Source organism: Arthrobacter gyeryongensis, assembly GCF_039543785.1.
GTDB lineage: Bacteria > Actinomycetota > Actinomycetes > Actinomycetales > Micrococcaceae > Arthrobacter > Arthrobacter gyeryongensis.
Genome location: NZ_BAABKK010000024.1, coordinates 282,565 through 307,732, shown reverse-complemented (window position 1 = coordinate 307,732; position 25,168 = coordinate 282,565). Strand labels below are relative to the sequence as shown.

General features: G+C 64.0%; 24 protein-coding genes and 3 pseudogenes. 12 read left to right on the top strand and 15 right to left on the bottom strand.

The features are described from left to right. Positions 1-29 precede the first annotated feature (29 nt). The 5 genes and pseudogenes from ABEA18_RS17240 to ABEA18_RS17220 form a co-directional block, all read right to left on the bottom strand. Positions 30-1,931, bottom strand: a complete 1,902-nt coding sequence (locus ABEA18_RS17240; RefSeq protein WP_345451095.1) for a heavy metal translocating P-type ATPase — start codon at positions 1,929-1,931, stop codon at positions 30-32. Between the two features lie 27 nt (positions 1,932-1,958). Next, positions 1,959-2,285 (bottom strand): annotated as a pseudogene (locus ABEA18_RS17235) (hypothetical protein); the annotation flags it as partial. Next, on the bottom strand, positions 2,239-2,385 hold the full coding sequence (locus ABEA18_RS17230) for a hypothetical protein (protein ID WP_345451093.1): 147 nt from the start codon (positions 2,383-2,385) through the stop codon (positions 2,239-2,241). The pseudogene ABEA18_RS17235 and the gene ABEA18_RS17230, both read right to left, overlap by 47 nt. A 53-nt stretch (positions 2,386-2,438) precedes the next feature. After that, positions 2,439-2,903, bottom strand: coding sequence for a pyridoxamine 5'-phosphate oxidase family protein (locus ABEA18_RS17225; RefSeq protein WP_345451091.1), 465 nt, complete (start codon positions 2,901-2,903; stop codon positions 2,439-2,441). Positions 2,904-2,967: 64 nt separating this feature from the next. Further along, a complete protein-coding gene (locus tag ABEA18_RS17220) occupies positions 2,968-3,438 on the bottom strand; it encodes a pyridoxamine 5'-phosphate oxidase family protein (protein WP_345451088.1) in 471 nt (156 codons plus the stop codon). Between the two features lie 167 nt (positions 3,439-3,605). Here ABEA18_RS17220 and ABEA18_RS17215 point away from each other — a divergent pair, with 167 nt between their 5' ends. Beyond that, positions 3,606-5,321: a GAF domain-containing sensor histidine kinase gene (locus tag ABEA18_RS17215; protein WP_345451086.1), complete on the top strand. Its 1,716-nt coding sequence runs from the start codon at positions 3,606-3,608 to the stop codon at positions 5,319-5,321. 35 nt (positions 5,322-5,356) lie between these two features. Here ABEA18_RS17215 and ABEA18_RS17210 read toward each other — a convergent pair whose 3' ends face one another. Next, the gene (locus tag ABEA18_RS17210; RefSeq protein ID WP_345451084.1) at positions 5,357-6,055 is read right to left on the bottom strand and encodes a response regulator; all 699 of its coding nucleotides are present in this window, start codon (positions 6,053-6,055) and stop codon (positions 5,357-5,359) included. 194 nt (positions 6,056-6,249) lie between these two features. Here ABEA18_RS17210 and ABEA18_RS17205 point away from each other — a divergent pair, with 194 nt between their 5' ends. From ABEA18_RS17205 to ABEA18_RS17185, 5 genes are all read left to right on the top strand, one after another. Then, complete coding sequence (locus ABEA18_RS17205) at positions 6,250-6,768, top strand: universal stress protein (RefSeq protein WP_345451082.1); 519 nt, start codon at positions 6,250-6,252, stop codon at positions 6,766-6,768. Further along, on the top strand, positions 6,769-7,131 hold the full coding sequence (locus tag ABEA18_RS17200; RefSeq protein ID WP_345451080.1) for an SPW repeat domain-containing protein: 363 nt from the start codon (positions 6,769-6,771) through the stop codon (positions 7,129-7,131). Positions 7,132-7,201: 70 nt separating this feature from the next. Beyond that, the gene (locus tag ABEA18_RS17195) at positions 7,202-8,587 is read left to right on the top strand and encodes an MBL fold metallo-hydrolase RNA specificity domain-containing protein (RefSeq protein ID WP_345451079.1); all 1,386 of its coding nucleotides are present in this window, start codon (positions 7,202-7,204) and stop codon (positions 8,585-8,587) included. 39 nt (positions 8,588-8,626) lie between these two features. Next, positions 8,627-8,947 carry a DUF3040 domain-containing protein gene (locus ABEA18_RS17190; RefSeq protein ID WP_345451077.1) on the top strand — a complete coding sequence of 107 codons (321 nt, stop codon included), beginning with the start codon at positions 8,627-8,629 and terminating at the stop codon, positions 8,945-8,947. A 123-nt stretch (positions 8,948-9,070) separates the two neighbouring features. Then, entirely contained in the window at positions 9,071-9,937 is an 867-nt protein-coding gene (locus ABEA18_RS17185) for a universal stress protein (protein WP_345451075.1), read from the top strand. A gap of 63 nt (positions 9,938-10,000) precedes the next feature. On the opposite strand, the gene ABEA18_RS17180 is transcribed toward ABEA18_RS17185, so the two are convergent. The 4 genes from ABEA18_RS17180 to ABEA18_RS17165 form a co-directional block, all read right to left on the bottom strand. Further along, complete coding sequence (locus ABEA18_RS17180; protein ID WP_345451073.1) at positions 10,001-10,444, bottom strand: pyridoxamine 5'-phosphate oxidase family protein; 444 nt, start codon at positions 10,442-10,444, stop codon at positions 10,001-10,003. Between the two features lie 36 nt (positions 10,445-10,480). Continuing rightward, a complete protein-coding gene (locus ABEA18_RS17175) occupies positions 10,481-10,924 on the bottom strand; it encodes a universal stress protein (RefSeq protein ID WP_345451071.1) in 444 nt (147 codons plus the stop codon). Positions 10,925-11,069: 145 nt separating this feature from the next. After that, entirely contained in the window at positions 11,070-11,492 is a 423-nt protein-coding gene (locus tag ABEA18_RS17170) for an Hsp20/alpha crystallin family protein (RefSeq protein WP_345451069.1), read from the bottom strand. 178 nt (positions 11,493-11,670) lie between these two features. Then, a complete protein-coding gene (locus tag ABEA18_RS17165; RefSeq protein ID WP_345451067.1) occupies positions 11,671-12,099 on the bottom strand; it encodes a pyridoxamine 5'-phosphate oxidase family protein in 429 nt (142 codons plus the stop codon). Between the two features lie 315 nt (positions 12,100-12,414). Here ABEA18_RS17165 and ABEA18_RS17160 point away from each other — a divergent pair, with 315 nt between their 5' ends. Both ABEA18_RS17160 and ABEA18_RS17155 read left to right on the top strand, forming a co-directional pair. Continuing rightward, entirely contained in the window at positions 12,415-15,123 is a 2,709-nt protein-coding gene (locus ABEA18_RS17160; protein WP_345451065.1) for a winged helix-turn-helix domain-containing protein, read from the top strand. Positions 15,124-15,281: 158 nt separating this feature from the next. Further along, on the top strand, positions 15,282-16,322 hold the full coding sequence (locus ABEA18_RS17155) for a DUF4386 domain-containing protein (protein WP_345451063.1): 1,041 nt from the start codon (positions 15,282-15,284) through the stop codon (positions 16,320-16,322). Between the two features lie 142 nt (positions 16,323-16,464). Here the strand turns inward: ABEA18_RS17155 and ABEA18_RS17150 are convergent. Further along, positions 16,465-17,814, bottom strand: a pseudogene (locus ABEA18_RS17150) (carboxylesterase/lipase family protein); the annotation flags it as partial. Positions 17,815-18,108: 294 nt separating this feature from the next. Then, a complete protein-coding gene (locus ABEA18_RS17145) occupies positions 18,109-18,693 on the bottom strand; it encodes a helix-turn-helix domain-containing protein (protein WP_345451061.1) in 585 nt (194 codons plus the stop codon). Positions 18,694-18,814: 121 nt separating this feature from the next. Between ABEA18_RS17145 and ABEA18_RS17140 the strand changes: the two genes are divergently transcribed. Further along, positions 18,815-19,876, top strand: a complete 1,062-nt coding sequence (locus ABEA18_RS17140) for an NAD(P)/FAD-dependent oxidoreductase (protein WP_345451059.1) — start codon at positions 18,815-18,817, stop codon at positions 19,874-19,876. Between the two features lie 68 nt (positions 19,877-19,944). Here the strand turns inward: ABEA18_RS17140 and ABEA18_RS17135 are convergent, their stop codons facing one another. The 3 genes and pseudogenes from ABEA18_RS17135 to ABEA18_RS17125 form a co-directional block, all read right to left on the bottom strand. After that, the gene (locus ABEA18_RS17135) at positions 19,945-20,829 is read right to left on the bottom strand and encodes an aldo/keto reductase (RefSeq protein WP_345451057.1); all 885 of its coding nucleotides are present in this window, start codon (positions 20,827-20,829) and stop codon (positions 19,945-19,947) included. 84 nt (positions 20,830-20,913) lie between these two features. Beyond that, a complete protein-coding gene (locus ABEA18_RS17130) occupies positions 20,914-21,438 on the bottom strand; it encodes an MFS transporter (protein WP_345451205.1) in 525 nt (174 codons plus the stop codon). Positions 21,439-21,514: 76 nt separating this feature from the next. Next, positions 21,515-22,297, bottom strand: a pseudogene (locus ABEA18_RS17125) (MFS transporter); the annotation flags it as partial. Between the two features lie 171 nt (positions 22,298-22,468). Here ABEA18_RS17125 and ABEA18_RS17120 point away from each other — a divergent pair. The 3 genes from ABEA18_RS17120 (at position 22,469) to ABEA18_RS17110 (ending at position 25,133) form a co-directional block, all read left to right on the top strand. After that, positions 22,469-23,350, top strand: a complete 882-nt coding sequence (locus ABEA18_RS17120) for a helix-turn-helix transcriptional regulator (protein WP_345451055.1) — start codon at positions 22,469-22,471, stop codon at positions 23,348-23,350. A 149-nt stretch (positions 23,351-23,499) separates the two neighbouring features. After that, positions 23,500-24,111 carry a hypothetical protein gene (locus ABEA18_RS17115; RefSeq protein ID WP_345451053.1) on the top strand — a complete coding sequence of 204 codons (612 nt, stop codon included), beginning with the start codon at positions 23,500-23,502 and terminating at the stop codon, positions 24,109-24,111. Positions 24,112-24,194: 83 nt separating this feature from the next. Beyond that, positions 24,195-25,133 carry a 5'-3' exonuclease gene (locus ABEA18_RS17110; protein WP_345451051.1) on the top strand — a complete coding sequence of 313 codons (939 nt, stop codon included), beginning with the start codon at positions 24,195-24,197 and terminating at the stop codon, positions 25,131-25,133. Positions 25,134-25,168: the final 35 nt, after the last annotated feature.

Genomic DNA, 25,168 nt, shown 5'->3' with positions numbered 1-25,168 from the left:
TCCACCCTGTCGGGCGGGCGGCCGACAGGCTAGGGCCGAAAGTCACGGTCCAATTTTCGGAGCCGGTCAAGGGGAACACGCCCCGTCGAATCGACCCCCGGCTTTCGGCTGTGCCCCAAGGCCCGGAGCGCATTCAGGATCGTCGCGAGATCCACCAACTCCTGCAGGAGGGCCCCGGCCACCGCCGGGACGAAGCCGTATGCTGCCGCGGCCATCAACCCCACGCTGAGGAGAATGCCTGTCCAGATGCTGGTGCGGGCGATGTGGATGGTGTGCCGGCCGATGTCAACGGCAGCGGCCACCTTGGATAGGTCATCGAGCATGATGACGACGTCTGCCGATTCGCTGGCCGCGGTTGCTCCCCGGGCACCCATTGCTACACCGACGTCGGACGCGGCGAGGACGGGTGCGTCGTTGACTCCATCACCGACCATCAGGACCGGGCGATCGTTCAATTCGGCGACGGCGGCCACCTTGTCGGCAGGCAGGCAATCGGCCAGGACCCGGGTTATCCCGGCTTCGGCCGCGATATGTGACGCGGTGGAACGGGTGTCACCGGTCAGGAGCATGGTTTCCCGCACGCCGAGGCGTCCCAGCTCGGCCAGGGTGGCCACCGCGTTTTCCCGCAAAGGGTCGCTCATGATGAGCGTGCCGGCGAAACGCCCGTCCACGCCGACGGAGATCCCAAGCTGTCCGCTGGCCACATCTGCCTTCTCGAAGCCGCTTGTGGCTGGGCCGACGAAGGCAGCTTTGCCCACCATCACAGTCTGGCTTCCGCAGACAGCCGTGACACCCTGGGTCGCGTGCTCGTTGGCGCTGGCGACGGGCAACAGAAGGAGGCCGCGGGACCGTGCGGCATCAATCACGGAGGCTGCCAGCACATGCGAGGAAGACTGTTCAGCGGACGCTGCGAGTTGCAGTATCCGATCGGCTGACATGCCTTGCGCGGCGGTCGCGGAAACCTGTATCGCGTGCAGGGCGGGGCGGCCGCGCGTGAGTGTCCCGGTCTTGTCGAAGACCGCCGTCCTGACGCGGGCGAGTTGTTCGAGGGTACCGGCATTCTTGATGATGATCCCCGCGTGGGCTGCCCGGCTGGTGCCGGCAAGGAACGCCACAGGTGCTGCGATCAACAAGGGACACGGTGTCGCAACGACGAGCACCTGGGCAAACCGTTCTGGATCGTGACTGAAGTACCAAGCGATTCCGGCCAGCAGGAAGGCGAATATCGTGAAGGGAACGGCGTATCGGTCCGCAAGCCTGACGGTGGGGGCGCGGCTCGCCGCGGCCTCTTGGACAAGGGCCACGATCCGGCTGTACTGGGAGTCTGCAGCGGTGGCGCTTGCAACCATGCGAACGGCTTCTTCGCCGTTGACTGACCCACTCATGAGGGTGTCGCCCTTGCCGTGCTCGACCGGCAGGCTTTCGCCAGTCAGGGAGGATTCATCGAAAGTCCCGGCGGGGGAGAGCAAGAGACCGTCTACCGGGACGATTTCGGACGGTTTGACCAACAGTGTGTCTCCCGAACGGATGCTCCCCACGGGAACCTCTTCCACAGGGTTGCCCGGGGTCTCGCGGTGCGCAGTCCGGGGAGCCCGCTCCAGGAGGGCTTTCAGCTCGTGAGTAGCCCGGCCGTGGGCAAATTCCTCCAGGGCGTCTCCTCCCGTGAGCATGAGGACGATGATGAGGGAGGCAAGGTATTCCCCGACCACGAGGGTGCTGGCGATGGCCGTCACTGCCAACAAGTCGATGCCCCACCGTCCCCGGAAGAGATCCCTGATCATGGACACGGTCCGGTACGCGGCCACGGCCAGTGCATAGATAGTCGCTGTTGCTTGTGCCGCTGGCATTTGACCGAGGCCCAGCAGTACCCCGACGCACGCTCCAGCGAGGAGCGTGGAGGCCACAAGGGGAAAACGAAGGATCAAGGCCATGGGAGCCGCCCGCTTGGGTGTGCCTCCTCAGGGAAGGAACGTCAGGGAGGTTGAAATGAAGGTGTTGCGGGTTGCCTCGTGGTGGGATTCCCGGCTGAGAATGACCTTCAGTGCGTGTGTTTCAGCCGCCCTGGAGAAGGTGTCGTAGGCGTCGATGATCTGCGCCAGGGTGAAGTGGTGGGTCGCGAATTTCTCGGCGGGGATCTTGTGCTGGGCCACCAGCCGGAGGAGCATCGGCGTCGTGTTGGTGTTGACGAGGCCCATGCTGATGTTGATGTTGCGGATCCAGAGGTCCTGGAGCCGCAGTTCAACGGATTTTCCGTGCACGCCGATGTTGGCCGCAGATTGTGGTGGTATCGATGCGGACGATCGCGTCGGTGGGGTTGACGATGTGGGGATCCGGGACGTCCGTCCAGGACTTTTGTCCGGGTCCGCCGTAGACGAGTGCTTTCATGATGCTCCATCAAAGTATGGCAAGAGGTACCGTCGGCGACGCCGGCAGCAAAGTCAGTGGAACAGCTCGGAGCGGGCATCCCACGGGGGAGTGTTCCAGATATCGGGCCGGGCGGTCTTGAACCGTCGACCAGTGAGAGCATCCAAGCTCAAACGCAGATAGTGGCTCTTGCTGCCCGGCTGCCAGGGATCCAGGTGGAGGGCATCGGCTGCGGCCTTTTCCTGCAGGTCGACGATGAGGTGCGCCTGCCCTCTGGCGACGACGCTCCAAGCCTTCCCGGTGCCCGCATCAAAACCATCGATTTCGAGCGCGCAGGGATGGCGCATCGTGTTCCAGAATTTAGTGCCGATGCCTGTGCGGAAGACGATGGATCCGTGGTCCACGACGTAGTTCACGGGGAAAATGTCCGGATGGTCCTCGACAATAACGGCTAGCCTGCCAACGGTTGCTTGGCCAAGCAACTCAAAGCATTCGTCAGGACTCAGTCTTTCGATCGCATCCGTTGATTGGGGGTTCATGACCCCGACGCTACCGGTGGCTGTCCGCCGTCGTTAGGGGCTTTAGACCCGCCGGGCGACCCCGTCATTCGAGGCCGGCGCGGGTTGCGTCATCCAGGGGACTCCACCACGTCAGGGGAGGGGTCACGGTGAAGCGGCGCCCCGTAATCGATGTCGGGACGATGCGGACGAAGTGGTCTTTGCGGCCCGCTTGCCAGGGGAAAAGCAGCAGCCCGACCGTATCGAGCACCTCCTGGGTCAGCTTGATGGCAACAGCATGACCTTTCACGACCACGCTCCACGCCACCCCGGTGTCCGGGCTGACGCCGTCGGCCTCCAGCGCAACCGGTGTTTCGCCCAGGGCCGAGTGGAGCTTGGTTCCTTCTCCGGTCCGGAAAACGAGGGTGCCATGGTCAACCTTGTAGTTGATCGGGAAGATGTCCGGATGGTCTACTACCCACACGGCGAGGCGTCCCACTGAGACGCCGCGCATGAGCTCCCAGCATTGTTGAGGTTGCAGGACCTCCGGCTCCGGGGTTGATGGTTTGTTCGTCATGTCGCAGAGGCTACGCCCGGGCGTGGGCTGGAAACAGGGCACAAAGACCCTCGCCTTACGGACGTCTGGGCGAACACGCGACTCGGGAGTAGTCTGGCATCGGATACGCCAGCTGCCACGACACGGGTACCTGCCCCGTGTGGGCTGCACCGCTCGAAAGGCAGTAAATGAACGGCTCTCTTCCAGATCCTGTGCGGCCTGATCGCGTTCATGTCACGGGAACCCGGATCGAAGACCTGCTGAGGGACTTTTTGGCCAGGGCCGGAGAACTCCTGGATGCCCAGGAACAGATGAGGGGACTTCTGGAAGCGGTGGTGGCCGTCGCCGAAGACTTGAGCCTGGAAGCCGTTCTGGACCGGGTGGTCAAGTCCGCGTGCCGGCTACTGCATGCCCGCTACGGCGCCTTGGGCGTCATCGGCGAAAACAAGTCATTGAGCCACTTCGTTACGGTCGGCATCGACGAGGACCTCGCGCGGCGCATCGGCCCGCTGCCCACCGGACACGGGGTCCTCGGCCTGCTGATCAGCGAACCGGCGCCTCTCCGCCTTCATGATTTACACCAACATCCGAAGTCTTACGGATTCCCTGAAAACCATCCACCGATGAAGTCTTTCCTTGGTGTCCCGGTGCGGGTCCGAGACGTCGTCTTCGGAAATCTGTACCTGACGGAGAAGGAGGGCGGTGGGGATTTCACCCCGGAGGACGAGGATCTTGCCGTGGCCTTGGCTGCTGCTGCCGGCGTGGCCATCGAGAATGCCCGGCTCTATGAGGACGCCCGCCGTCGGGCATCGTGGCTTGAGGCGTGCATGGATGTGACCGGCCGGATGCTCGGTGATGACCGGGCGGCGGAGCCGGAACATGTCGGGCTCGACCTGATTGCGGATAGGGCGCTCCGGGAATCGGAATCCCAGCTTGCCCTGATCCTCGTTCCGGACGGGGGCGTGGGTTCGTACGGCGTCGCGGGGGCCGCCGGGACGGGCAGCGCAAATTTCGCGGGGACCATCCTGCCCATGGATTCCGCCGTCATAAGGTCAGTCGCCGCCACCGGGACGCCAGCCTGCATGGACGAGGCCGGAGACATCCTTGGACCGGCCGACGGTTTGTCCATCGGAAAGCTCCTGGCGATCGATCTCAGCGCCCAGGGTGCCCATCATGGGCTCCTGTTTCTGGTTCGAGCCCCCGGAACGGGGCCGTTCGCGAAGACGGATGTGGAGATGGGCGCCGTCTTTGGCTCGCACGTGGCCTTGGGCCTGGAGCTTGACCGGATTCACCGGCTCCGTGAACAGTTGGTGGTTTTCTCGGACCGGGACCGCATTGCCCGGGACCTGCACGACCTCGTCATCCAACGCCTTTTCGCTGCCGGACTCAGCATCCAGAGCTTGCGGCGGTTCACGACCGGTGAACCTGCCCTGACCCGGATCGATGCGGTCACGGCGGAGCTGGATGAGACCATCCGGGACCTCCGGAACACCATCTACTCGTTGCGTTCTTCCGGGGAGCAGGAGTTGCTGAGCAGCCGGATACTGCAGACTGTCCGCACTGCCACCAGGTCCCTGCCCTTCGCCCCCCACCTGACGCTCAACGGGGACGTCGATTCGGTGCTCGACGACGGAACAGTCACCAACGCGCTGGCGGTCATCTCCGAAGGCCTCAGCAATGCGGTCCGTCATTCGGAGGCGCAGGCAATCAGCGTTTCAGTGTCGGTGGAAGACGGCATGCTGACCTTGATCATCGAAGACGACGGTAAGGGCTTCAGGGATGCCGTCCCCGGAAACGGTCTGGTGAACATGGAACAGCGGGCATCGGAGTTGCGTGGTTCGTTTGAGGTGACCAGCGCCCCGACGAAGGGCACTACCGTGGTGTGGTCGGTGCCGGTCTGCTGAAATTGCCGTCCGCCGAGATTACGTCCGCCGGTGGGTCAGCGAACCGGTCCTCTCGGCGTCTCTGTTCCATGGGCAACATAGACGGCTGCCTGGGTGCGGCGTTCGAATCCGAGCTTTGCCAACATCGAGGACACATAGTTCTTCACGGTTTTTTCGGCGAGCTGCATTAGTTCCCCGATTTGCCGGTTTGTCAGGCCTTGTCCGACGAGATCCAAGACCCGCCTCTCCTGGGGTGTCAGTGAGGCTACCCTGGGATCCACGCGCTGCGGTTCCGTGAGTCCCTGGATGATTTTGGCCTTTACTGAAGCATCAAACAAGGACTCGCCTCGCGCGGCCTGGCGCAGCGCACCTATCAGGTCGGTGCCGCCGATTTCCTTCAGGACGTACCCCGCCGCGCCGGCAAGGACGGCTCCCCGCAAGGCTTGTTCGTCGTCGTAACTGGTCAGAATCAGGCAATTCAGCGTGGGATCGACGGAGCGCACTTCACGGCAAACTTCGATGCCGGTGCCATCGGGCAGCCGGGCGTCCAGGACTGATACGTCCGGGCGCAAAGCGGGAATGCGCCGGGTCGCTTCCTCCGCGGAACCGGACATGCCCACCACCACAAAGCCTTCGCTTTCCAGTAGTTCCTGCAGCCCCCGGCGGACAAGCTCATGATCGTCAAGGACATAGACGCGGATTGGCGGCGCGCCAAGGACCCGGGCGTCGCTTTGGGGCGATAGTGGGCGTTCCATGATCCTCCTGTCCGGCAGCCCGTGGCCGCTGTCCCGCCGGTTCGTCATGCTTTCCCGGCTATGTCATTGTTCATTGCCCGCCGGCGGCAAACAAGGGCCGAAGGACCTAAGCCGGGGCCATGACTTTCGGCCCTGTTTGGCGGCGCCACTTTCTGCCCATTCTTAGAGAAACCGCGGGAACGGGAAGGAACCCCATGGCCAAGCGAACCGGGCACGACAAGATCATCGTCGGCGTCGACGGCTCGGATGCCTCCGTCGAGGCCCTGCGCCAAGCGCACCGCCTCGCATCGGCACTGGGATCAAACGTCGAGGCCTGGACCTGTTGGGACTTCCCCGTGGGTCATGAGGCCTACGAAATGATGGGGCGGGATGGATTCAGCCACCAGGCATCCGAGATACTCCATGACGCTATGACACGGGCCTTCGGCCCAGAACTTCCCCGGAACGTCCGGACCAGGCTCGTCCTCGGCGCCGCCCGGCAGTCGCTCGTCGACGCCAGCAGGTTCGCGTCTTTGCTGGTCGTCGGACGGCGCGGCCACGGCGGATTCAAAGGCCTGCTGCTTGGTTCGGTCAGCGCGGCCTGCGTCGCGCATGCCTATTGTCCCGTTCTCGTCGTCCACGAGCCCGAAGCCACCAGGCACCCCGAGCCCCGTCCCGGCGCAGCCGGGGCGGCCATCAGAAATACCCAAACCGATCAAAGGAGCACAATCTAGATGAAGAAGTGGACCCGTTGGCAGGACTGGACGGTCATCGCCGCCGGCGCCTATGCCGCGCTCTCGGTGCTGTGGACAAGTCAAGGTGGATCGTCCACAGCGTTTATGGTCATCCTCGGCGTCCTGCTGGTCGCCGCCGGGGTCACCAACCTGGCCATGCCGGGGATGCCGGCTGCCGAATGGGCGCAAGCCGCGTTCGCTGTGGTCCTCCTCCTTGCGCCATGGATTGGAAGCTTCACCTCCATGACGGGGGCCGCCTGGAGTGCGTGGATTCCGGGCGCGGTCGCGCTGGTCGTCACGGCCTTGGCGATCAAGCCCAGCACCGAGGAATACCGTCATCACCACGTGATGCCGGCCCCTTAGCCGCGCAAATCCGGAACGGGCATCCGGCAACCGCCGGATGCCCGGCACTGCCAATCTCGAGGAGACCAGCATGAACAGCGATCACCCGGCGCGCCTGCGGTTTTTTGGCGCGACCGACACTGTTACAGGGTCCCGCTATCTCCTCGAATCCCGGGACACGCGGATCCTTGTCGACTGCGGCCTTTTCCAAGGCTTCAAACGTGTCCGCGACCGAAACAGGATTCCGTTTCCCGTTGCCCCTGGTTCCATCGACGCGGTGCTGCTCACCCACGCCCATCTGGACCACACCGGATACGTTCCCGCGCTTGTGCGCGACGGCTTCACCGGGCCGGTTTACGCCACTCACGGGACCAGTGAACTATGCAAGCTACTGCTACCGGACAGCGGCCACCTCCAAGAAGAGGAAGCCCGCTACGCCGATCATCGGGGCTCCTCGTTGCATGTTCCCGCGCTTCCGGTCTACACCGCGGCCGACGCGGTCAGGTCCTTGAACTCATTCGAGCCGCAGGATTTTGATGCTCCGGTTGAAGTTGGAGATGGCATCGAGGCCACCTTCCTCCCGGCCGGACACATCCTCGGTGCCGCCCAGATCCACGTAAACGTCGATGGGCATTCCATACACTTCACGGGAGACCTGGGCCGTGCCGACGATCCGCTCATGTTCCCTCCCCGGGACTTGGAGGACACGGACATCCTTGTCACTGAATCTACGTACGGCAACCGGCGCCACCCGGATCAGGATCCGGCCGCTGAGCTTGGCGCGGTCGTGTCCCGGGTTGCCAAACGCGGGGGAGTCGTCATGATCGCCGCGTTCGCCGTCGGTCGCGCAGAAACCCTCATGCTCCATCTCTCCCGGCTCCGCCGCAAACGCCTCATTCCGGACATTCCGATCTATCTGAACAGCCCCATGGCCATCGACGCGTCCTACATGTACCGGCAGCACCCGGGCGAACACCGCCTCCTCGTGGACGAGTTCGAAGACATGTACAAGCTGGCCACCATGACGCGTACCGCCGACGATTCCAAACTTCTCAACCTGAGGGGAGGGCCCATGATCATCATCTCCGCGAGTGGCATGCTCACGGGGGGACGGATCCTTCACCACCTTGAGGCCTATGGTCCGGATCCGAAAAACGCCATCGTCCTCAGTGGCTACCAGGCCGGTGGAACACGCGGCGCCGATCTTGCCGCCGGGGCGAAGGAACTCAGAATCTACGGGCAGGACGTCCCCATCCAGGCCGAGGTGATACACCTTGAGGGATTCTCCGCGCACGCCGACGCCGACGAAATCATCCGTTGGATGCACACGGCAAACCAGGCACCGCAAATGACCTATATCACCCACGGCGAACCCGACGCCTCAGATGCCTTGCGCCGCCGCATCAAACGCGAACTCGGCTGGAACGCCAGGGTCCCCGAGCATCTCGAAGCAGTCCCGCTCGATAACCCGCTCTAGCACCCGAATTTCCACCCACGCCGGCAAAGGAGGCCAATGATGGCTCTCTCTGAATATGAAAAGAAGACCCTGGAAAAGATCGCCCAGGAACTGGAACACGATGACCCGAAGTTCGCGGCAAAGATGAGGTCGATGACCCTGCCGGCTACCGGGAGGCGCCTGGCGTCCGGCATCTTCACCGCACTGGCCGGATGCCTTGTCCTGCTGACCGGTGTCGCGGCCCGCGCCCCGGCTTTGGGAATCATCGGGTTCACCATCATGGGCACGGGGGCGTACCTGGCATCTAAATGCGTGGGTTCCCTGGCGATCCGACGGCGTCCGAGCTCTTCCCCGTCCATGGGGTCGGCGGAGATGGGGTAGCGGCGTGGCTCGGATGAGCCTGCAGGACTTCCGGCCCTAACAGCCGAGGGCGAGCGGACGGACACTGAACGTGCAACGGCCGGGCACCGGCCGGAGACAACCTCAGCGAAGATCGGATGTGCCATGAAGGTACCAATAGTTGTCGGTGTTGACGATTCCGGCGCGAACGAGGCCGCTGTGGCCTGGGCGATGCACCGGGCCGCGGCAATGAAGTTGCCCGTGGACCTCGTGCACGCGGTGGACGACCGGTGGATGTCACAGTCCCTTGCTTACAACGAGATGGCCAAGAAGTCGGCGAAAGAGCTCTTGGGCAAGGCAAAAGCCCACGCCGCCGGCGTGGAACCTGGTGTTGATGTCCAAACACTATTGATCTCAGGGAGCGCCGGGTATGCCCTCCGCAAGCGGTCCAAGAAGGCGTCGCTCTTAGTTATTGGTTCCGGCACGCGTGTCAGGCCCGGAGGTCGGCTCACCGACCGGGCGCTGCAGATCGTTGCGGTAGCGCTGTGCCCTGTGGCCGTGGTCGGAGACGGCGGGGTGACCAACCGTCAGGGGGTTCTCGTCGGGGTGGATGGTTCGGAGGAGTCGACGCAAGCGGTGGCATTCGCAGCCGCGGAAGCAGACCGTGAAGGGCAGGAGTTGACGGTGCTACACGCTTTCCGCGCGTTCCGGCCCAGGGTGAAATTGGCACGGTCGGAGGGCAGCTTAGCCGAGCAAATGCTGGAAGAAGAACGGGTCACACTTTCGGAAACGGTGGCCGGTTTGGCAGAGGATTATCCTGACCTTGTGGTTCATCAACTTCTGGAGACTGGCAAGGATCCGGCAGCTGCTTTGGTTGAAGCTGCGTCGAATTCACAGTTGCTGGTACTCGGCAGTCGAGGGCGTGGAAGTTTCAAACGCCTCCTATTGGGCTCAACTGCCCATGCCGTTCTTTCCCAGTTGCCCTGTCCGACGATCATTACCCGCGTACGCCGGGTCAAGAACAGCACATAGCGCGCGGGGTTCCTTCCTGCTCACGGAGCCGAGCGCCGTCGACGCCCGGACCCGGACCCGGACTCAGGCTAGGTGCACGTGGCGGCCAGTCACTACCGCCGCGTGGATCCGGATGAAGTCATTCCTTGCCCCGCCTGCCCAGGGCTCTTCCATTACCTGTCCCCAAAGGTAGGTCAACAGCGCAGGCTCCTCCACGTGCGAGGAAGGACCACTGACAAGGACCGACCACCCTTCGCTTCGGTCGGGCCGTGCCCCATCAATCTCGAACGATGAACTCAGGCGAGGTACGGCGTCGGCGATGGTCCCGGCAGCAGAGGTGCGGAAGTAGATCGCCCGGTCGTGGACGAGGTAGCTGACGGGCAGGATCATCACTCGGTTCTTGTAGTTGAAGCCGAAGCGGCCTGTGTCTTGTGAGCACAACAGCTCCCAACACCGCTCCTCGCTAAGCTCCTCCGTGATATGCCGGGCACCGTCAAAGCGGCCGGGGTCCATGTTGGGAAGCGACATTGGATTCTCCTCTCCTCTCTCCGCCGTCCGCATCGTTCAGCTCTCTTCCGGAGCATGGACAACAAGGACCGGGCAGTGGGCATGGGCAACGCAGGCAGAACTCACCGATCCGAGCAACAGCCCGCCAAATCCTCCGTGGCCACGCCGGCCGAGAACGATCATGTCGGCTTCCCGGCTAGCTTCAATAAGGGATTCCCGTGCGTGACCGCGGACAACGCGGGAGACGACGTTGTCCGGCAATTCCGGACCGAACACCTTCGCCAAGGATTCTTTGAGGACCTGTCCGGCGCCTTCCTCGAAGTCGTCGATGCCCATGGCCACGTATCCGCCATAGACCTGAGGGAACTCCCAATAGGCAACGGCCTCAATTTGCGCTCCCAACGGCACCGCAAGGCTCTGGGCCTGCCTCAGTGCCTCTAAGGAGGCTTCCGATCCATCAACACCAACAACGATCCTCGCCCTGGATGCTTCCCCGCCCATGACTTTCCTCTCCGCGATAAGGGTGATTCCGTACCCCGCTAGCGTGACCTGTTGCGATTCCGGATTGTAGGGCCGAAAGTCACGGCCCGGTCCATGGCCCGTACCGGGAGAGGCACGGTCCGGCCGGGCGGCCGGACCGTGTGTCTTACTCGCGTGTTATCGGGATTTTGTGCGCGGAGGAGGGTTGCACCCTTTCCGGAATCGGAGCCCTCACTTCGAGGACACCGTCCTTGTACGAAGCGGAGACGTCGTCCCGTTGGACGGTGTCCGGCAGAGGCAGCCTGCGGACAAAGGAGCCGTAACGAAATTCCGAGCGGTAGCTGCCCTTGTCCTTTTGTTCCGTCTTCTCTTGCCGCTCAGCCTTTATTTCAAGGAACCCGTCCCCAAGCGTGATTTCAACATCTTTCTCCGGATCGATCCCCGGCAGTTCTGCGCGAACGACCAGGGTAGTGCCTTCAACCAATTGTTCGACCCGGATCCCGGATGCTGCCACATCACCTTCGAAAAGCCGTTCGATCATCTCAATGGGTGAGCGACGGTTATCGAACCACCTAATTAAGTCCGACATTCCTGACCTCCTTGTCCTGGAATCTTGTCAAGCCCGAACCGGCTTGACCCTTCCAGAATGCGAAGCACGGGGAATGGATCCCAGAGTCTTTGGTCCCTTACTCCCGCTTCGGAGTTCGCATTGCGGTCAAGGATGGGACGGGGCGGCTGGATCAGTGGTGAGGAATCCTGTGGGCCCGTCATTGGGAAGGTGCGTTGATCACGAACCTTCGGCCGCTCAATTCCGCGGGCGTGACCCGGACCAGATGGTCTTTAGTGCCAGGTTCCCACGGAGACAGTTCCATTGCTGCTGACTCCTGAAGGTCGTCGGCTTTCGTGACGATCTCGGCATGACCTTTGACGATGACGCTCCAAGCGATGGTCCCATAGGTATTGAAACCGTCGGCCTCCAAGGTGATCTTTTGCCCGGCCAGGACTGCGTCCAGTTTGGTGCCCGGTCCGGTCCGGAATATCACGGTTCCCTCGTCAGGCAGGAAATTGACGGGAAAGATCTCCGCGCTGTCGCCACTGACCACGGCAACCCTGGCGACGGAGGCGGAACGGAGGTACTTCCAGCACTCATGGACGCTGAGTACTTCGGTATCGGGACTCGACTCTGAATTCTCCATGGGCTGAGCCTACCGGGATGGTCCACGGGGAAGTAGAGGAATAAGTCCCCGGAACCGGATACTGAAGCACCCCACGGTCAGTCGATGCCGCCGCGAGCCGATGGCATCGTCGGCTGACCCCCTGGATTACTAGGAGCGGAATCACGACCCGTGGAATGGACCCCGTTGGACACATCCCCGGTAACCGATTCGCCACCTTGACGCGCTGCGGCGGTACCTGACACCTGGTAGGAGCAGAAGTCCGAAGCCTCACCGCCACTACACTGGGATCACCCGGGCAGAGGCAAGGTGACCGGCTGTCGAGGGAGGTCCGTGATGGCAGGTCCGTTGCTTGAGACCAAACTGCACGTCCCCGGGCCACGACGCGGTCTCGTGAGGCGCCCCAGGCTCAGCGACCGTCTGACCCAGGCCGACGAGCAAACGCTGATCCTCGTCTCAGCGCCCGCCGGCTTCGGGAAAACGACGGTGCTGACCGAATGGCTGGCAGAAGCAACCGCCCATGGCCGATCGGTCGCCTGGCTCTCGCTCGACCAGCGGGACAACGATCCCACGCTGTTCTGGACCTACCTTGTAGCTGCGCTGGATAAGGCATCGAACGGTCTCGGCGCGAAGGCGCTCGCAACACTCCGATCCCCGCAACCAGGCATTGATGCCTTCCTGACCACCCTGATCAACGAGTTGCAGGCCGTCACGGACAGATTTATTTTGGTGCTCGACGACTACCACGTCATGGAGAATCAGGACGTGCAGGAAGGTCTGGCCTTTCTCGTCGAGAACCTGCCCGCGCAGCTACAACTGGTCATCGCGAGCCGCGCAGATCCAGCTTTGCCGCTCCCGCGACTCCGATCACGCGGCAGGCTCCTTGAGATCCGTGCCGCGGATCTCCGCTTCACCCCGGAGGAAGCTGCGGCCTACTTCAACGGCGTGATGGGACTGAGTCTCACCGCGCAGGAGATTGCCGCCCTCGAAGGCCGGGCCGAGGGCTGGATCGCCGCGCTCCAATTGGCGGCGCTCTCGATGCAGGGAAGGGAGGACGTCGCCGGCTTCATCGCGGGCTTCGCAGGCGATGACCGCTACATTTTCGATTACCTCGCGGAAGAGGTACTCCAGCGCCAGAACGACGACGTCCGGAACTTCCTGCTGCAGACCTCCATCCTGAACCGGCTCAACGGTCCGCTTTGCGACGCCGTGACCGGGCAAAACACCGGAAAAGCAATGCTCGAGTCGATCGATCGAGGGAACCTGTTCGTGGTGCCGCTCGACGACCGCCGCTGGTGGTACCGCTATCACCACCTCTTCGCCGACGTGCTACGGGCGCGACTGATGGACGAGCAGCCGGTCCGCATTAGCGAACTGCATAAGCGCGCAAGCCTCTGGCACGAACGTAACGGCAACATCCCGGAAGCTATCCACCACTCAATGGCCGGCAAGGACTTCGAACGGACCGCGGACCTGATCGAGCTCGCGATCCCCGCCATGCGCAAGGACCGCCAGGAAGCCACGCTGAGCCGCTGGCTCCAAGCGCTCCCCGGCGAGCTGATACAAGCGCGGCCCGGGCTGGGCGTTGCCTACGCCGGGGCGCTCCTCGCAAGCGGCGAGCTCACTGGCGTCGACGCCCGCCTTAAGGAGGCCGAGCAGTGGGTAAGTACGACGGCGGAAGGCGGCGACGACGGGAACCTCACCGGTTCGATCGCGATCTACCGTGCAGCGCAGGCGCTCGCAGTCGGGGACACCGCCGGGGCAATGACGCACGCGACTACCGCGCTCGGCCTGGTCGGGAAAGACGATCATCTCGAGCGCGGAGCGGCATCCGGGCTGTTGGCGATCGGCCACTGGACGAACGGCGAACTGGGCGTAGCGTACGGACTTTGGTCCGATTCCTATTCCAACCTCGAACGGGCCGGGCACCACTCGGACATGCTCGGTTGCTCAATCGCCCTGGCCGACATCCGGATTACCCAAGGCCGGCTCGGCGACGCAATGGCCATCTATGAGCGGGGTCTCAAAATCGCGGGCAGGCACCCTGCGCAAATGCTCCGCGGAACCGCCGACATGCACGTAGGAATGGGCATGCTCCTTCTTGAACGCGGCGAACTTGAAGCCGCAAGGCAGCACCTGCTGACCAGCCAGAAGCTCGGCGAAGATGCCGGGCTGCCCCAAAACCCGTATCGCTCCCGGGTCGCGATGGCCCAGGTCCTCCAAGCAGAAGGGGAAGTGGGCGGCGCGCTCGAGCAACTCGCCGAAGCGGAGCGCCTCTACGTCGGCGACTTCTTTCCGGAGGTACATCCGGTCGCGGCCATGCGGGCGCGGATGTGGATCTCGCACGGAAGGACGTCCGACGCTCTACGCTGGGCGCGTGAGCGCGGCATTTCCGCCGAAGATGAGCTCTCCTACCTGAAAGAGTTCGAACACATCACCTTGGCCAGGGCACTCCTCGCACAGCACAAGGCAGGGCCGTCGGAGGACTCTGTAGGACAGGCCACCGCCCTGCTTGACCGTCTCCTTCGGGCCGCGGAAGAAGGTGGCAGGACGGGGACCGTCGTCGAACTTCTGGTTCTTATGGCACTTGCCCACCAAAAAGAAGCGGACGACGGCGGGGCGCTGGCAGCGCTGCAACGCGCGGTAGCGCTCGCCGAACCAGAGGGCTACGTTTCGTGGTTCGTCGATGAGGGTGAGGCTATGGCCAACTTGCTGGAAGCGCTCAAGAAGCAGGGGAGCGCCTCGGACTACGTAAACCGGCTCTTGGAGTCGTCCCGGACAAAGACGCGTAGTACCCGAGACCGCAGCACCCCGGCACCGCAACGCTTAGTCGAGCCCCTGAGTGAACGCGAGCTGCAAGTGCTTCGGCTTCTTTCCTCGGAGCTGGACGGCCCGGACATCGCGCGCGAGTTGCTCGTCTCCCTCAACACCCTCCGGACACACACCAAGAACATCTATGCCAAGCTCGGCGCGAACAACCGCCGCTCGGCCGTGCGCCGGGCCGAAGAGCTGGGTCTCTTGTCGCGGAGCCGCGACGAGCGCTAATCCAGGCGGGCGGTTCGCCCGGCACTTCTTCCGAAAAGATCACCACAACAATCACCAGATGTGGTGATCCCTGCTCACCACATCTCCTTCTACCTTCAAGGCATCAAGGAAGTCATCCGCAAAGGCGGCTGAAATCCACTAAGGCAGAAGGAGGGGCGATGAACGCGAGATCGGAAGGCCGGGACGCGCCGGTCGAGTACGAGGTCCGCGTCGAAGGCCATCTTGATTCCCGCTGGGCCGCTTGGTTCGAAGGGCTGAGCCTCACCAACGAACGCGACGGAACCACCGTCATCCGCACCCGGAACGCCGACCAAGCCGCGCTCCACGGTCTGCTGCAAAAGCTCCGGGACCTGGCGCTGCCGCTCTTGGCAGTCAACCCAGCCGGGGCCACGCAACCCAGCCGGCCGGCGTCGAACACTGAGCTACCGGCGCCGAACACCCGTATCTTCATCCCCAAGAAGGACCACACCATGAAAACCACAACCCCGACCCCGACAACTGAGCGTGTCCGGATGGACCCGCTGCGGAAGACCGCGATGGTCGCAGGCATCCTGTACCTGGTCACCTTCGTCAGTTCGATCCCGGCACTGTTCCTGATTTCCCCCGTACTGAACGATCCGCACTACATCACGGGCCCCGGCGCCGACTCGACCGTCATCTTCGGCTGCTTCCTCGATCTCGTCAATGCGGTTTCCGCCGTGGGCACCGCCGTCGCACTGTTTCCTGTTGTCAAACGGCAGAACGAGGGCATCGCGCTCGGCTTCGTCACCGCCCGGATGTTTGAAGCCGCGGTCATCGTGATCGGCGTCGTCAGCCTCCTGGCTGTGGTCACTCTGCGCCAGCACGGCGGAGCGGACCCTGCCTTGGTTCCCGTGGGCCAGGCGTTCGTGGCGGTCCGCGACTGGACGTTCATTCTCGGGCCGAGCCTGGTTCCGGGGGTGAGCGGGCTGTTGCTCGGGTACCTGATGTACCGTTCGGGGCTCGTGCCGCGCGTCATTCCTCTGCTTGGACTGATCGGCGGCCCGCTGCTGCTTTCGTCGACGATCTCAACGATGTTCGGTATCAACCAGGGGATCTCGGTGTGGTCGGGACTCGCAACCTTGCCGATCTTCGTTTGGGAGTTGTCGCTGGGCGTGTGGATGGCGGTCAAGGGCTTCAGGCCGTCGCCCATCACCACCGGGCAAGTACGCACAGCCTGAGGGCCCACAAACTCCATGGAATGAGTCCCGCGGCCAACCCCCAAGCCAAGCCGGCCGCCCCGGAGATAGCTCCGCAGTAGGTCTTGCCACCGTCCGCGGCCAAGCGGATGCATCGCGCCCAAGTGAGCCACTTCGACGAGTCTTAGCGGGAACCCTTCCACAGTTCGCGCTCCCAGGCGCGGGGGTCGAAGACGAGGCGCGGACCTGTGTTGAAGACCATGGTGGTCCTGCGTTCTGGCTCGTAGCCGGGCCAGCCGGGATCGCCGGTGGTGGCGAAAGAAACCCAGGCGGCGTGCATGGCGTCGGCCAGTTCCTGGGGCGGGTCTGTTCCGAGCAGCGGCGCGAACAGCCTGGAGTTCGTGTCCAGGGTGTCGAACACGAACGGCACCTCGACAGCGTGGACGGCGCCCAGGCCGGGGGCGGCCCAGCCGAACTCGTACATGTACGTCCGCGCCGAAGTCGCCGAGGCTGCCATTGCGTGGGCGTCGGCGAGGCGGATCGCCGGGATCCTTACCCACCAGTCGGTTTCGACGGCGGCTAGCAGCTCGCCTGGTGAACTGTCCGGGTAGTGGGAGCGATACTCGCGGAGTGTGGTCTCCGGGGGAAGCCCGTAGATGGCCAGGGGCGGGAAGCCGTTCACCCTGCGGTTTTCCGCCAGGTCCCGCTCCGTGACCTTCCCGATCACGCCCGTGATGGCAAGGAACAGCTTCCAGTCCTCGGTGTTGGTCCCCACCATCACATCCGCCATCGATCCAGCGCCGGCGGCGATCCTTTGAATGGGGGGCAGCGGAATCGTGTCGCCGTCGATTGTCGGCTGCCAGAGCATCTGGCTGGCGAGCACGTCGGCTCCCCAGCGTTCCGGGTCCGGATTGGCAATAAGGTCCGCCTTCAACTTCGCCTGTGCTGCGAGGAACCGTTGGACGGGCACCGCCGCCAGGGCCTTCCGGGTTGGCGGGACTCCCAGTTTCTCGGCGAGGAACCCGCCGATTCGTTGGGTGGTCTCGGAGGATAGCGCGTGGTGGGCTGCCCCGCTCTGCAGGATGGCCCTCCGGAACAACCCCTCGGCTCGGGGCATCGAAAGAAGGACGCCGATGCTCATTGCACCGGCTGACTCGCCGAAGACAGTGACGTTGCCGGGATCACCGCCGAAAGCTGCGATGTTCGCGCGGGTCCACTCCAGGGCAGCGATCTGATCGAGGAGGCCCACGTTGGCTTGCCCGTCGCCGAGGTCCAGGAACCCGTCGGCGCCTACCCGCCAGTTAAGCACCACGCATACGACGCCGTCCCGGGCAAAGTTCCGGCCGTCATACGCCGCCGTGGAGCTGAATTCGAACCCGCCGCCCTGAATCCAGACCATGACCGGGAGGCCCGCTCGGCCTGGATCCGGTGTCCAGACATTGAGATTCAGGCAGTCCTCGCCGGTCAGGGCGGTATCCCACTCTGTGCCCGCACCTTCCGGTGGAGCCAGTTGGAAGGGCGATGGCCCATAGTGAGTGGCGTCGCGGGTTTCCTTCCAAGGCTGGACCGGCCGAGGCGGGCGGAGCCGGTTCCCGCCTTATGTGGGCGCCCCGAAGGGTATGCCAAGAAAACAGTGCACGCCGTGGTCTGCGCTGCCGCGCACGGGGCCATGGGTGGTATTGACTACGCTGTCCATGCCTGCCGCCTTCGCGCCCCGGACTTTCCGGGGTCGGCTTCCACACTTGCAGTAGCAGCGCCTTGCTTGAAGGGCCGAAGGTCACGGCCGCGAGATCGATCGTGAGGCGAGTCCGAAGTAGCCCCCGGACATCTATGCGGGCCTTGGGCGGGCGCGTACGTGCATCCGCTCGCCCTGCTGTCCAAACAAGCTGATGAATTCGACGGTATTTCCGTCGGCGCTGGCGAACCAGTGGGGTGTGCGGGTGTCGAATTCCGCGGCTTCGCCAGCGCGGAGTTCGAAGTCTTTGTCGCCCAGCACCAGCCGCAGCCGTCCGTTGAGGATGTAAAGCCATTCGTAGCCTTCGTGAACACGCGGATCGGGCTCGGACCCACGGGCATCACCGGCGAGCACCATCTTGAAGGCCTGCAAACCACCTGGGCGGCGCGTGAGGGGAACAGCCGTCATGCCGCCATGGGTGATGGGCCGCAGGTGAATCCTCGGATCCCCGGTGGGCGGGGCGCCGACCAGATCATCAAGAGGAACGCCGTACAACCTTGCCAGGGGCAGCAGGATTTCCAGGTTTGGCCTGCGTTGGCCGGATTCCAGCCGGGACAAGGTGCTCACCGATACTCCGGACGCCGAGGACACCTCTCCGAGGGTGAGATCCCGTTCCGTACGGAGTGCCCGAAGCCGGGGCCCGACGGCCCCGAGAACATCATCAAGCTCATTTGTCATACCCACAGTTTGCCATAACAGCAAATTGGTTTGCCAGAGTTCCCGCATTAGATGAAAGCTGGTCTAACAAGCCAAGGACGCTGGCTGCGGACTTTCAGGACACCATGAAGGGAAAATCAGTATGGACACCACACGGTATGACGTCGCGATTATCGGGGGCGGCGCTGCGGGACTTAGCGCGGCCACGACGCTGAGCCGCGCGCTGCGCTCGGTGCTGGTCATCGATTCCGGAACGCCACGCAATGCGCCCGCGGCGGGCGTGCACGGTTATCTTTCACGGGACGGCATGAACCCCCGGGAACTCCTGTCGATCGGACGCAACGAAGTGCTCTCCTACGGAGGAACTGTCATTGACGGCGAAGCCGTTTCGGCACAGCGCACCACTGATGGATTCGAGGTGGTGCTCGGAGATGCCCGCCGGTTCTCGTGCAGGCGCCTCCTGGTCACCACTGGTCTGACTGACGGGCTGCCACCCATCGACGGACTGCAGGAGCAATGGGGCAAGGGCGTTGTGCACTGCCCCTATTGCCATGGCTGGGAAATCCGCGGGAAACGGATCGGGGTGCTGGGTACGGGTCCGATGTCCGTCCATCAGGCACTGTTGTTCAGGCAGTGGTCCCCGAACATCACCCTTTTCCTCAACGACACCGTGGAACCCGCCGACGAAGAGTGGGACAAGCTCAGCGCCCGGTCCGTAGTAGTCGTCGACGGCGCAGTGGCCTCCGTTGACGCTGTCGACGGCGTCCTCACGGGCCTCACGCTCCGCCAGGGCTCCTCCTTCGACATACAGGCCCTGGCTGTCAGTACACGGATGGAAGCCAGGTCCGCGCTTCTGGAATCACTCGGGCTAAGTACTCAAATGCACCCTATGGGGGCCGGGCGGTTCGTCGAGACCGACACCACGGGTGCGACGGCCGTCCAGGGTGTTTATGCAGCAGGCAATGTCTCCAATGTGATGGCCCAAGTGATCACCGCGGCGGCCGAGGGCGTCATGGCCGGCGCACGGATCAACGCCGATCTCATTGAAGAGGAAACCCGGTGGGCCCTTGAGGGGCGGTTCGGCCCCTTCTCGGCGGCCTCCGAGGCAGCCGTTTCCAGGATCGTGCAGGGTCATCGACAGGATGGTCTTGACGACGGGCAGAAAGCAACCGACATTGGCCCTGCGGTCACGGCAAAAGGATGATGAACACCCGCCCGTCCACATGAATCTGCCCGAGGAATTCGAGGCGCTCGAGCCTAAGCCATGTTGTTCTAGGCTTCGGGGATGACCATGGCGAAGCGTTCCTCGCGGGCTTCGTCCGGGTCCGGACCGCTGCGGTTGCCGGTGTCGAGCGCGTCGATGGCGGCGAGTTCGGCCGCACTGAGTTCGAAGTCAAAGAGGTCGAAGTTCTCGGCGATGCGTGCCGGGTTGGTTGATTTCGGGATGGCTGAGCGGCCTTGCTGCAGGTGCCACCGGAGCATGACCTGGGCCGGACTCTTGCCGTGAGTCCCTGCGATGGTGGCGATTGCCGGGTCTTCCATGACGTTTCGCCGCTCCTGGCCGCCCCATCCTGGGTAGAAGGTGATCCCTCCGATCGGCGACCAGGCCTGGGTGAGGATGCCGTGTTCGGCGTCGGCGGCTTGGACGGCCGGCTGGGTGAAGTAGGGGTGAAGTTCGATCTGGTTCACGGCCGGGACGACGTCGGTCGAGCCGAGCAGTTGCGTCAGGTGGTGGGGCATGAAGTTGCTGACGCCGATCGCCCGCACGCGCCCGTCGGCGAGCAGGGTTTCCAGTGCTTTGTATGCGGCGATGGTTTTCTCGAACCGGTCGGGCGCGGGCTGGTGCAGGATGAGCAGGTCCAGATAGTCGACGCGGAGCTTGCCCCTCGCCTTGTCCCAGGCATGCAGGGTCTGGTCGTAGCCATAGTCACTGACCCAGACCTTGGTCTCGATGAAGACCTCCGCCCGATCCAGGCCCGAGCGGCGGATGCCTTCGCCGACTTCCCGCTCGTTGCCGTACGCGGCGGCAGTGTCGATGTGCCGGTAGCCGGTGGCCAGCGCGGCCTCGACTGCCGCCGTCGTTTGCTCCGGGGCGCTTTGAAAGACGCCCAGGCCCAGGGCTGGCATTGTGACGCCGTTGTTGAGAGTAAGTTCCATGTCCATGCCTTTCACGGTATTCAGATGTGCGGGGATGTGGGAGTGCACGTCAGTACCCCCCTTTGAAATGGGCGGTCCGGATATTCAGCGGGCGGTTTCGAGCTGCGGCGCCGGCACAACTTCACGGAGTGTTACTGCGCGGCGGGCGGCCACGTCTGCGGGCAGGATGAGGGCCGCTGTAACGGCCAGGGCGAGGAGCAGGAGAATGCTGCCCGTCGTGAGGTCGGCGCTGACCTGGGCGGCCAGGTGCGCGACGGCGGAACTCGTGGTCGGTACCGTCGCTGCCGCAGCGACTGCGATGCCAAGTCCAAGGCAGGTGCCGACTTGGTGGAAGGTGTTCACCAGGCCGGATGCCGCGCCGGCGTCGGACGCGGGGGCACCTATGATGCCGAACGAGGTCAGGGGCGCAAACGCGAGACCCTGTCCCGCGCCGATGAGGACCATCGGCAGGGCAACCCCGGTCAGGTATGCGGAGTCGACACCGACTCGGCTGAGCCAGGACATCCCGGCAAGAGTGATCAGGATGCCGGCCACGAGCGAAATGGATCCCGGCAAGCTGCCGATGAGCCGCGGGATGCCCATCGCGACGGCGAAGTTCACTGCGGTCATGGGCAGGAATCCGAGGGCCGGCCTGCAGGGGGTCGAATCCGAGCACTTCCTGCAGGAACTGCGTGGTGAAGAAAAAGAACCCGATCATTGCGCCCAAGTACAGAAAGCGGGCGACATAGGCGCCGGTTCGGCGGCGGCTCGCGAACAGCCGCAGCGGCATGATCGGCTGGGCCGCCGTGCGCTCGATCAGCACGAATACGACCAGGAGGACGACGCCGGCACTGACGGCCGTGACCGTGACCGGCGAGTTCCAGCCGGCGTCGACGGTGTTGATGATGCCGAACACGAGAGCGCCGACACCCAGGGTGGCACTGAGCGCGCCGAAGCCGTCGAAGCGGCCACGAGCCCGGCCTGATTCCGGGATGAACCGCGGCGCGAGTGCGATCATCGCGGCGCCGATGGGTACGTTGACGAAGAACCCTGCCCGCCAGGAGATCCAGTGGGCGAGCGCCCCGCCGATCACCAGCCCCAAGCTCGCGCCGATCCCCGCAGTCGCACCGTACAAGGCCACGGCCCGGGTGCGCTCACTGCCTTCCGGGAAGCTCGCCGTGAGCAGGGACAGGGAGGCGGGCGCGACGATCGCAGCCCCGATACCCTGCACAGCGCGGCCGGCGATCGCCCACCAGCCCGCCGGCGCGACGCCGATCAGCAGCGACGCGATCGAGAACACCACCAGCCCGACCACGAAAACCCGCCGGCGCCCGAGCAAGTCTCCCGCCCGGGCTCCGAGGAGCAGCAGGCCCCCGAAGACCAGCGTGTACGCATCCTGGACCCAGGAGAGCTCGCCGGTGCTCAGCCGCAGCTCTGCCTGCAGGCGCGGCAGGGCAGTGAAGATGACCGAGTTGTCCAGGAGGATCATGAAGTAGCTGAGGAGGATGATCGCCAGGATCGCCCCCGGGCGGGAGGCTGTTTTGGGTTCAGGGTTCATGCTCTCCATGCAACCGTGATTCCTTACCGGCCGGGAGTCATGGCCGTTCCGGGTAACGCCAGTGCCTCCCTCGTCCGATCGACCGGGCGTAGCGTGGATGCCATGACACACAGCGAGGACGTGCGGAAGTTCCTGACCTCCCGCCGGGCAAGGATCACGCCGGACGAGGCCGGGCTTCCCGTCTACGGCGGCAACCGGCGCGTTACCGGGCTGCGCCGCGAGGAAGTCGCGATGCTCGCCGGGATGAGCATCGACTACTACATACGCCTTGAGCGGGGAAACCTCTCCGGCGCCTCGGACAGTGTCCTCGAAGCCCTCGCGCGTGCGTTGAAGCTCGACGACGCCGAAACGGCGCACCTTTTTGACCTGGCCCGCGCCGCCGCGGCCTCTCCCCGGGTACGGCGCAGGCACAGCCCGCAGACGGTCCGGCCGAGCGTGCAACGCGTCATCGACGCGATCACGGCCGCACCGGCCTGGGTCCGCAACGACCGTGGGGATGTCCTTGCCGCCAACGAACTGGGCCGTGCCCTCTATCTGGACATGATGGCAGAGATGACCGCCCCGCCGAACAGCGCGCGCTTCACCTTCCTGAACCCGAAAGCGCGGGAGTTCTTCGCCGACTGGGAACGCGCAGCGGATGACATCGTCGCAGTCCTGCGCTCCACTGCAGGAAGGAACCCGTACGACAAGGACCTCACGGACCTGATCGGTGAAATCTCCACGCGGAGCGAAGAGTTCCGCACGCGGTGGGCCCGTCATGACGTGAAGTACCACCGCGCCGGCCGCAAACACCTCCACCACCCGATCGTCGGCGACCTCGACCTGAGCTTTGAAGCGTTGGAACTCCCCGCGGATCCGGGACTGCGCATCAACGTCTACACGGCAGATCCCGGGACCCCCTCGGAGGACGCCCTGAAAGTTCTCGCCAGCTGGGCAGCCACCCAGCGCGACACGTCACAAATAACGGTCAAGGAGAAGAAATGAACGACTGCCGCACCACGTTGTCGACCTAAGCAGCAGTGAGTGATACCGTCGTCGCTGGCTAGACATTTGGGATTTCAGCACGCAATCGCAGGGGGATTTATATCCCCCACTATTCACGTGAATTCCGTTATTCGTCTCAGGGGGGACAAATGAAGAAGTCTATTGCAGCGCTTGCACTTGCAGGAACAATGGCACTGGCTGGCACCGCGCCGGCCGTAGCAGCCACTACCTACCCGGCGCCGGGCAATGAGTACGGAACCGTTTCTGACGGAACCATAGCTCGCGGCGAAACCATCACTTTCTCCGGCAGCGGCTACATCGCCGGCGAAACCATCAACATCACGTTCGAGCGGACCGGCGGCAAGAAGGCTTCGGATGGTGGGAGGCCCGCTCCGTCCAACTTCAGCGTTATTGCTGACAGCACCGGCGCTTTCTCCACGCCCATTACCTTCACGGACGGTGGCAATTACATGATCGGCGCTGTCGGCGCCACGTCCGGCAACAAGCGCTGGGCAGCCGTGGTTGTGAATTCCGGCAACGGCGGAGGCAACAATAACGGGGGCGGCAACCATGGCGGCGGCAACGGCAAGGGCAATTCCGGACTTGCTGCGGTTTCCAGCGTTACCGCCGCTGGCACAGCAAGCGGCGACGCCAACACGAATGCCGAGTCCAACCTGGTCCTGTGGTCGCTTGTCGGCGCAGGCGCTTTGGCCGCCAGCGCAGCATCCACAGCGGTGATTCGCCGCCGCGCCAAGAAGTAACACGTCTTCATAGGGGGCAGGTGCTTCTCCGCGAAACCGGGAAGCACCTGCCCTTTTTGGGGCTGTGGATGTAAGGATCGGTTATGACTCACCGCCTCATGCTCCTCGATACGGCCTCGCTGTACTTTCGCGCCTTCTTCGGTGTGCCCGATTCGATCCGCAGCGCCGACGGCACTCCGGTGAACGCCGTTCGCGGACTACTGGACATGATCGCACGGCTCACTACCGACTATGGGGCGACGCATCTCGTGGCGTGCTGGGACGAGGACTGGCGTCCGCAATGGCGGGTGGACCTCATCCCGTCGTACAAGTCGCAGCGGGTCGCGGAGACGGTGGAGGGTGCTCCCGACGTCGAAGTGGTTCCGGATGCGCTGCAGCTGCAGGTTCCCCTGATCCGGCAGGTCCTCCGCCTTGCGGGGATCGCCGTCGTCGGGGCTGCCGCCCATGAAGCCGACGATGTCATCGGCACCTACGCCAGCCACGCAAAGCTTCCTGTCGACGTCGTGACGGGCGACCGCGATCTGTTCCAGGTGGTCGACGACGCCCGCCAGGTGCGGGTCATCTACACGGCGCGAGGCATGAAGAACCTCGAGATCGTAACCGACGCCGTCGTCGTGGGCAAGTATCGTGTGTTGCCCGAGCAGTACGCCGACTTTGCGACGCTGCGCGGCGATGCCTCCGACGGGCTGCCGGGGGTCGCGGGGATCGGCGAAAAGACCGCGGCGTCGTTGCTCGCGGAGTACGGCACACTCGACGCGTTGCTCGCGGCCGCGATCGATCCAGGCAGCGGACTGTCCGCGCCTGCGAGGTCGAAACTCGACGCCGCCGCCAAGTACCTGGCGGTTGCGCCCATTGTTGTGAACGTCGTGCGCGACCTCGCGCTGCCCACCCTTGAAGAGGCGGGAGCGCTGTTGCATCCCGTCGTCGGAGATTCACGAATTGAACTTGAGCGTCTCGCTACAGACTGGAACCTCGGCGGCTCGGTGAAGCGATTGCTCGACGCTCTCGAACTCCGCCAGTGAGGGGATACAAGCCCCGCGACATGATCGGCTGCTGA

Bases quoted from the DNA above. Each gene is read 5' to 3' on its own strand.
- ABEA18_RS17240 (WP_345451095.1), bottom strand. From the start codon at position 1,931: ATGGCCTTGATCCTTCGTTTTCCCCTTGTGGCCTCCACGCTCCTCGCT.
- ABEA18_RS17230 (WP_345451093.1), bottom strand. From the start codon at position 2,385: ATGAAAGCACTCGTCTACGGCGGACCCGGACAAAAGTCCTGGACGGAC.
- ABEA18_RS17225 (WP_345451091.1), bottom strand. From the start codon at position 2,903: ATGAACCCCCAATCAACGGATGCGATCGAAAGACTGAGTCCTGACGAA.
- ABEA18_RS17220 (WP_345451088.1), bottom strand. From the start codon at position 3,438: ATGACGAACAAACCATCAACCCCGGAGCCGGAGGTCCTGCAACCTCAA.
- ABEA18_RS17215 (WP_345451086.1), top strand. From the start codon at position 3,606: ATGAACGGCTCTCTTCCAGATCCTGTGCGGCCTGATCGCGTTCATGTC.
- ABEA18_RS17210 (WP_345451084.1), bottom strand. From the start codon at position 6,055: ATGGAACGCCCACTATCGCCCCAAAGCGACGCCCGGGTCCTTGGCGCG.
- ABEA18_RS17205 (WP_345451082.1), top strand. From the start codon at position 6,250: ATGGCCAAGCGAACCGGGCACGACAAGATCATCGTCGGCGTCGACGGC.
- ABEA18_RS17200 (WP_345451080.1), top strand. From the start codon at position 6,769: ATGAAGAAGTGGACCCGTTGGCAGGACTGGACGGTCATCGCCGCCGGC.
- ABEA18_RS17195 (WP_345451079.1), top strand. From the start codon at position 7,202: ATGAACAGCGATCACCCGGCGCGCCTGCGGTTTTTTGGCGCGACCGAC.
- ABEA18_RS17190 (WP_345451077.1), top strand. From the start codon at position 8,627: ATGGCTCTCTCTGAATATGAAAAGAAGACCCTGGAAAAGATCGCCCAG.
- ABEA18_RS17185 (WP_345451075.1), top strand. From the start codon at position 9,071: ATGAAGGTACCAATAGTTGTCGGTGTTGACGATTCCGGCGCGAACGAG.
- ABEA18_RS17180 (WP_345451073.1), bottom strand. From the start codon at position 10,444: ATGTCGCTTCCCAACATGGACCCCGGCCGCTTTGACGGTGCCCGGCAT.
- ABEA18_RS17175 (WP_345451071.1), bottom strand. From the start codon at position 10,924: ATGGGCGGGGAAGCATCCAGGGCGAGGATCGTTGTTGGTGTTGATGGA.
- ABEA18_RS17170 (WP_345451069.1), bottom strand. From the start codon at position 11,492: ATGTCGGACTTAATTAGGTGGTTCGATAACCGTCGCTCACCCATTGAG.
- ABEA18_RS17165 (WP_345451067.1), bottom strand. From the start codon at position 12,099: ATGGAGAATTCAGAGTCGAGTCCCGATACCGAAGTACTCAGCGTCCAT.
- ABEA18_RS17160 (WP_345451065.1), top strand. From the start codon at position 12,415: ATGGCAGGTCCGTTGCTTGAGACCAAACTGCACGTCCCCGGGCCACGA.
- ABEA18_RS17155 (WP_345451063.1), top strand. From the start codon at position 15,282: ATGAACGCGAGATCGGAAGGCCGGGACGCGCCGGTCGAGTACGAGGTC.
- ABEA18_RS17145 (WP_345451061.1), bottom strand. From the start codon at position 18,693: ATGACAAATGAGCTTGATGATGTTCTCGGGGCCGTCGGGCCCCGGCTT.
- ABEA18_RS17140 (WP_345451059.1), top strand. From the start codon at position 18,815: ATGGACACCACACGGTATGACGTCGCGATTATCGGGGGCGGCGCTGCG.
- ABEA18_RS17135 (WP_345451057.1), bottom strand. From the start codon at position 20,829: ATGGAACTTACTCTCAACAACGGCGTCACAATGCCAGCCCTGGGCCTG.
- ABEA18_RS17130 (WP_345451205.1), bottom strand. From the start codon at position 21,438: ATGACCGCAGTGAACTTCGCCGTCGCGATGGGCATCCCGCGGCTCATC.
- ABEA18_RS17120 (WP_345451055.1), top strand. From the start codon at position 22,469: ATGACACACAGCGAGGACGTGCGGAAGTTCCTGACCTCCCGCCGGGCA.
- ABEA18_RS17115 (WP_345451053.1), top strand. From the start codon at position 23,500: ATGAAGAAGTCTATTGCAGCGCTTGCACTTGCAGGAACAATGGCACTG.
- ABEA18_RS17110 (WP_345451051.1), top strand. From the start codon at position 24,195: ATGACTCACCGCCTCATGCTCCTCGATACGGCCTCGCTGTACTTTCGC.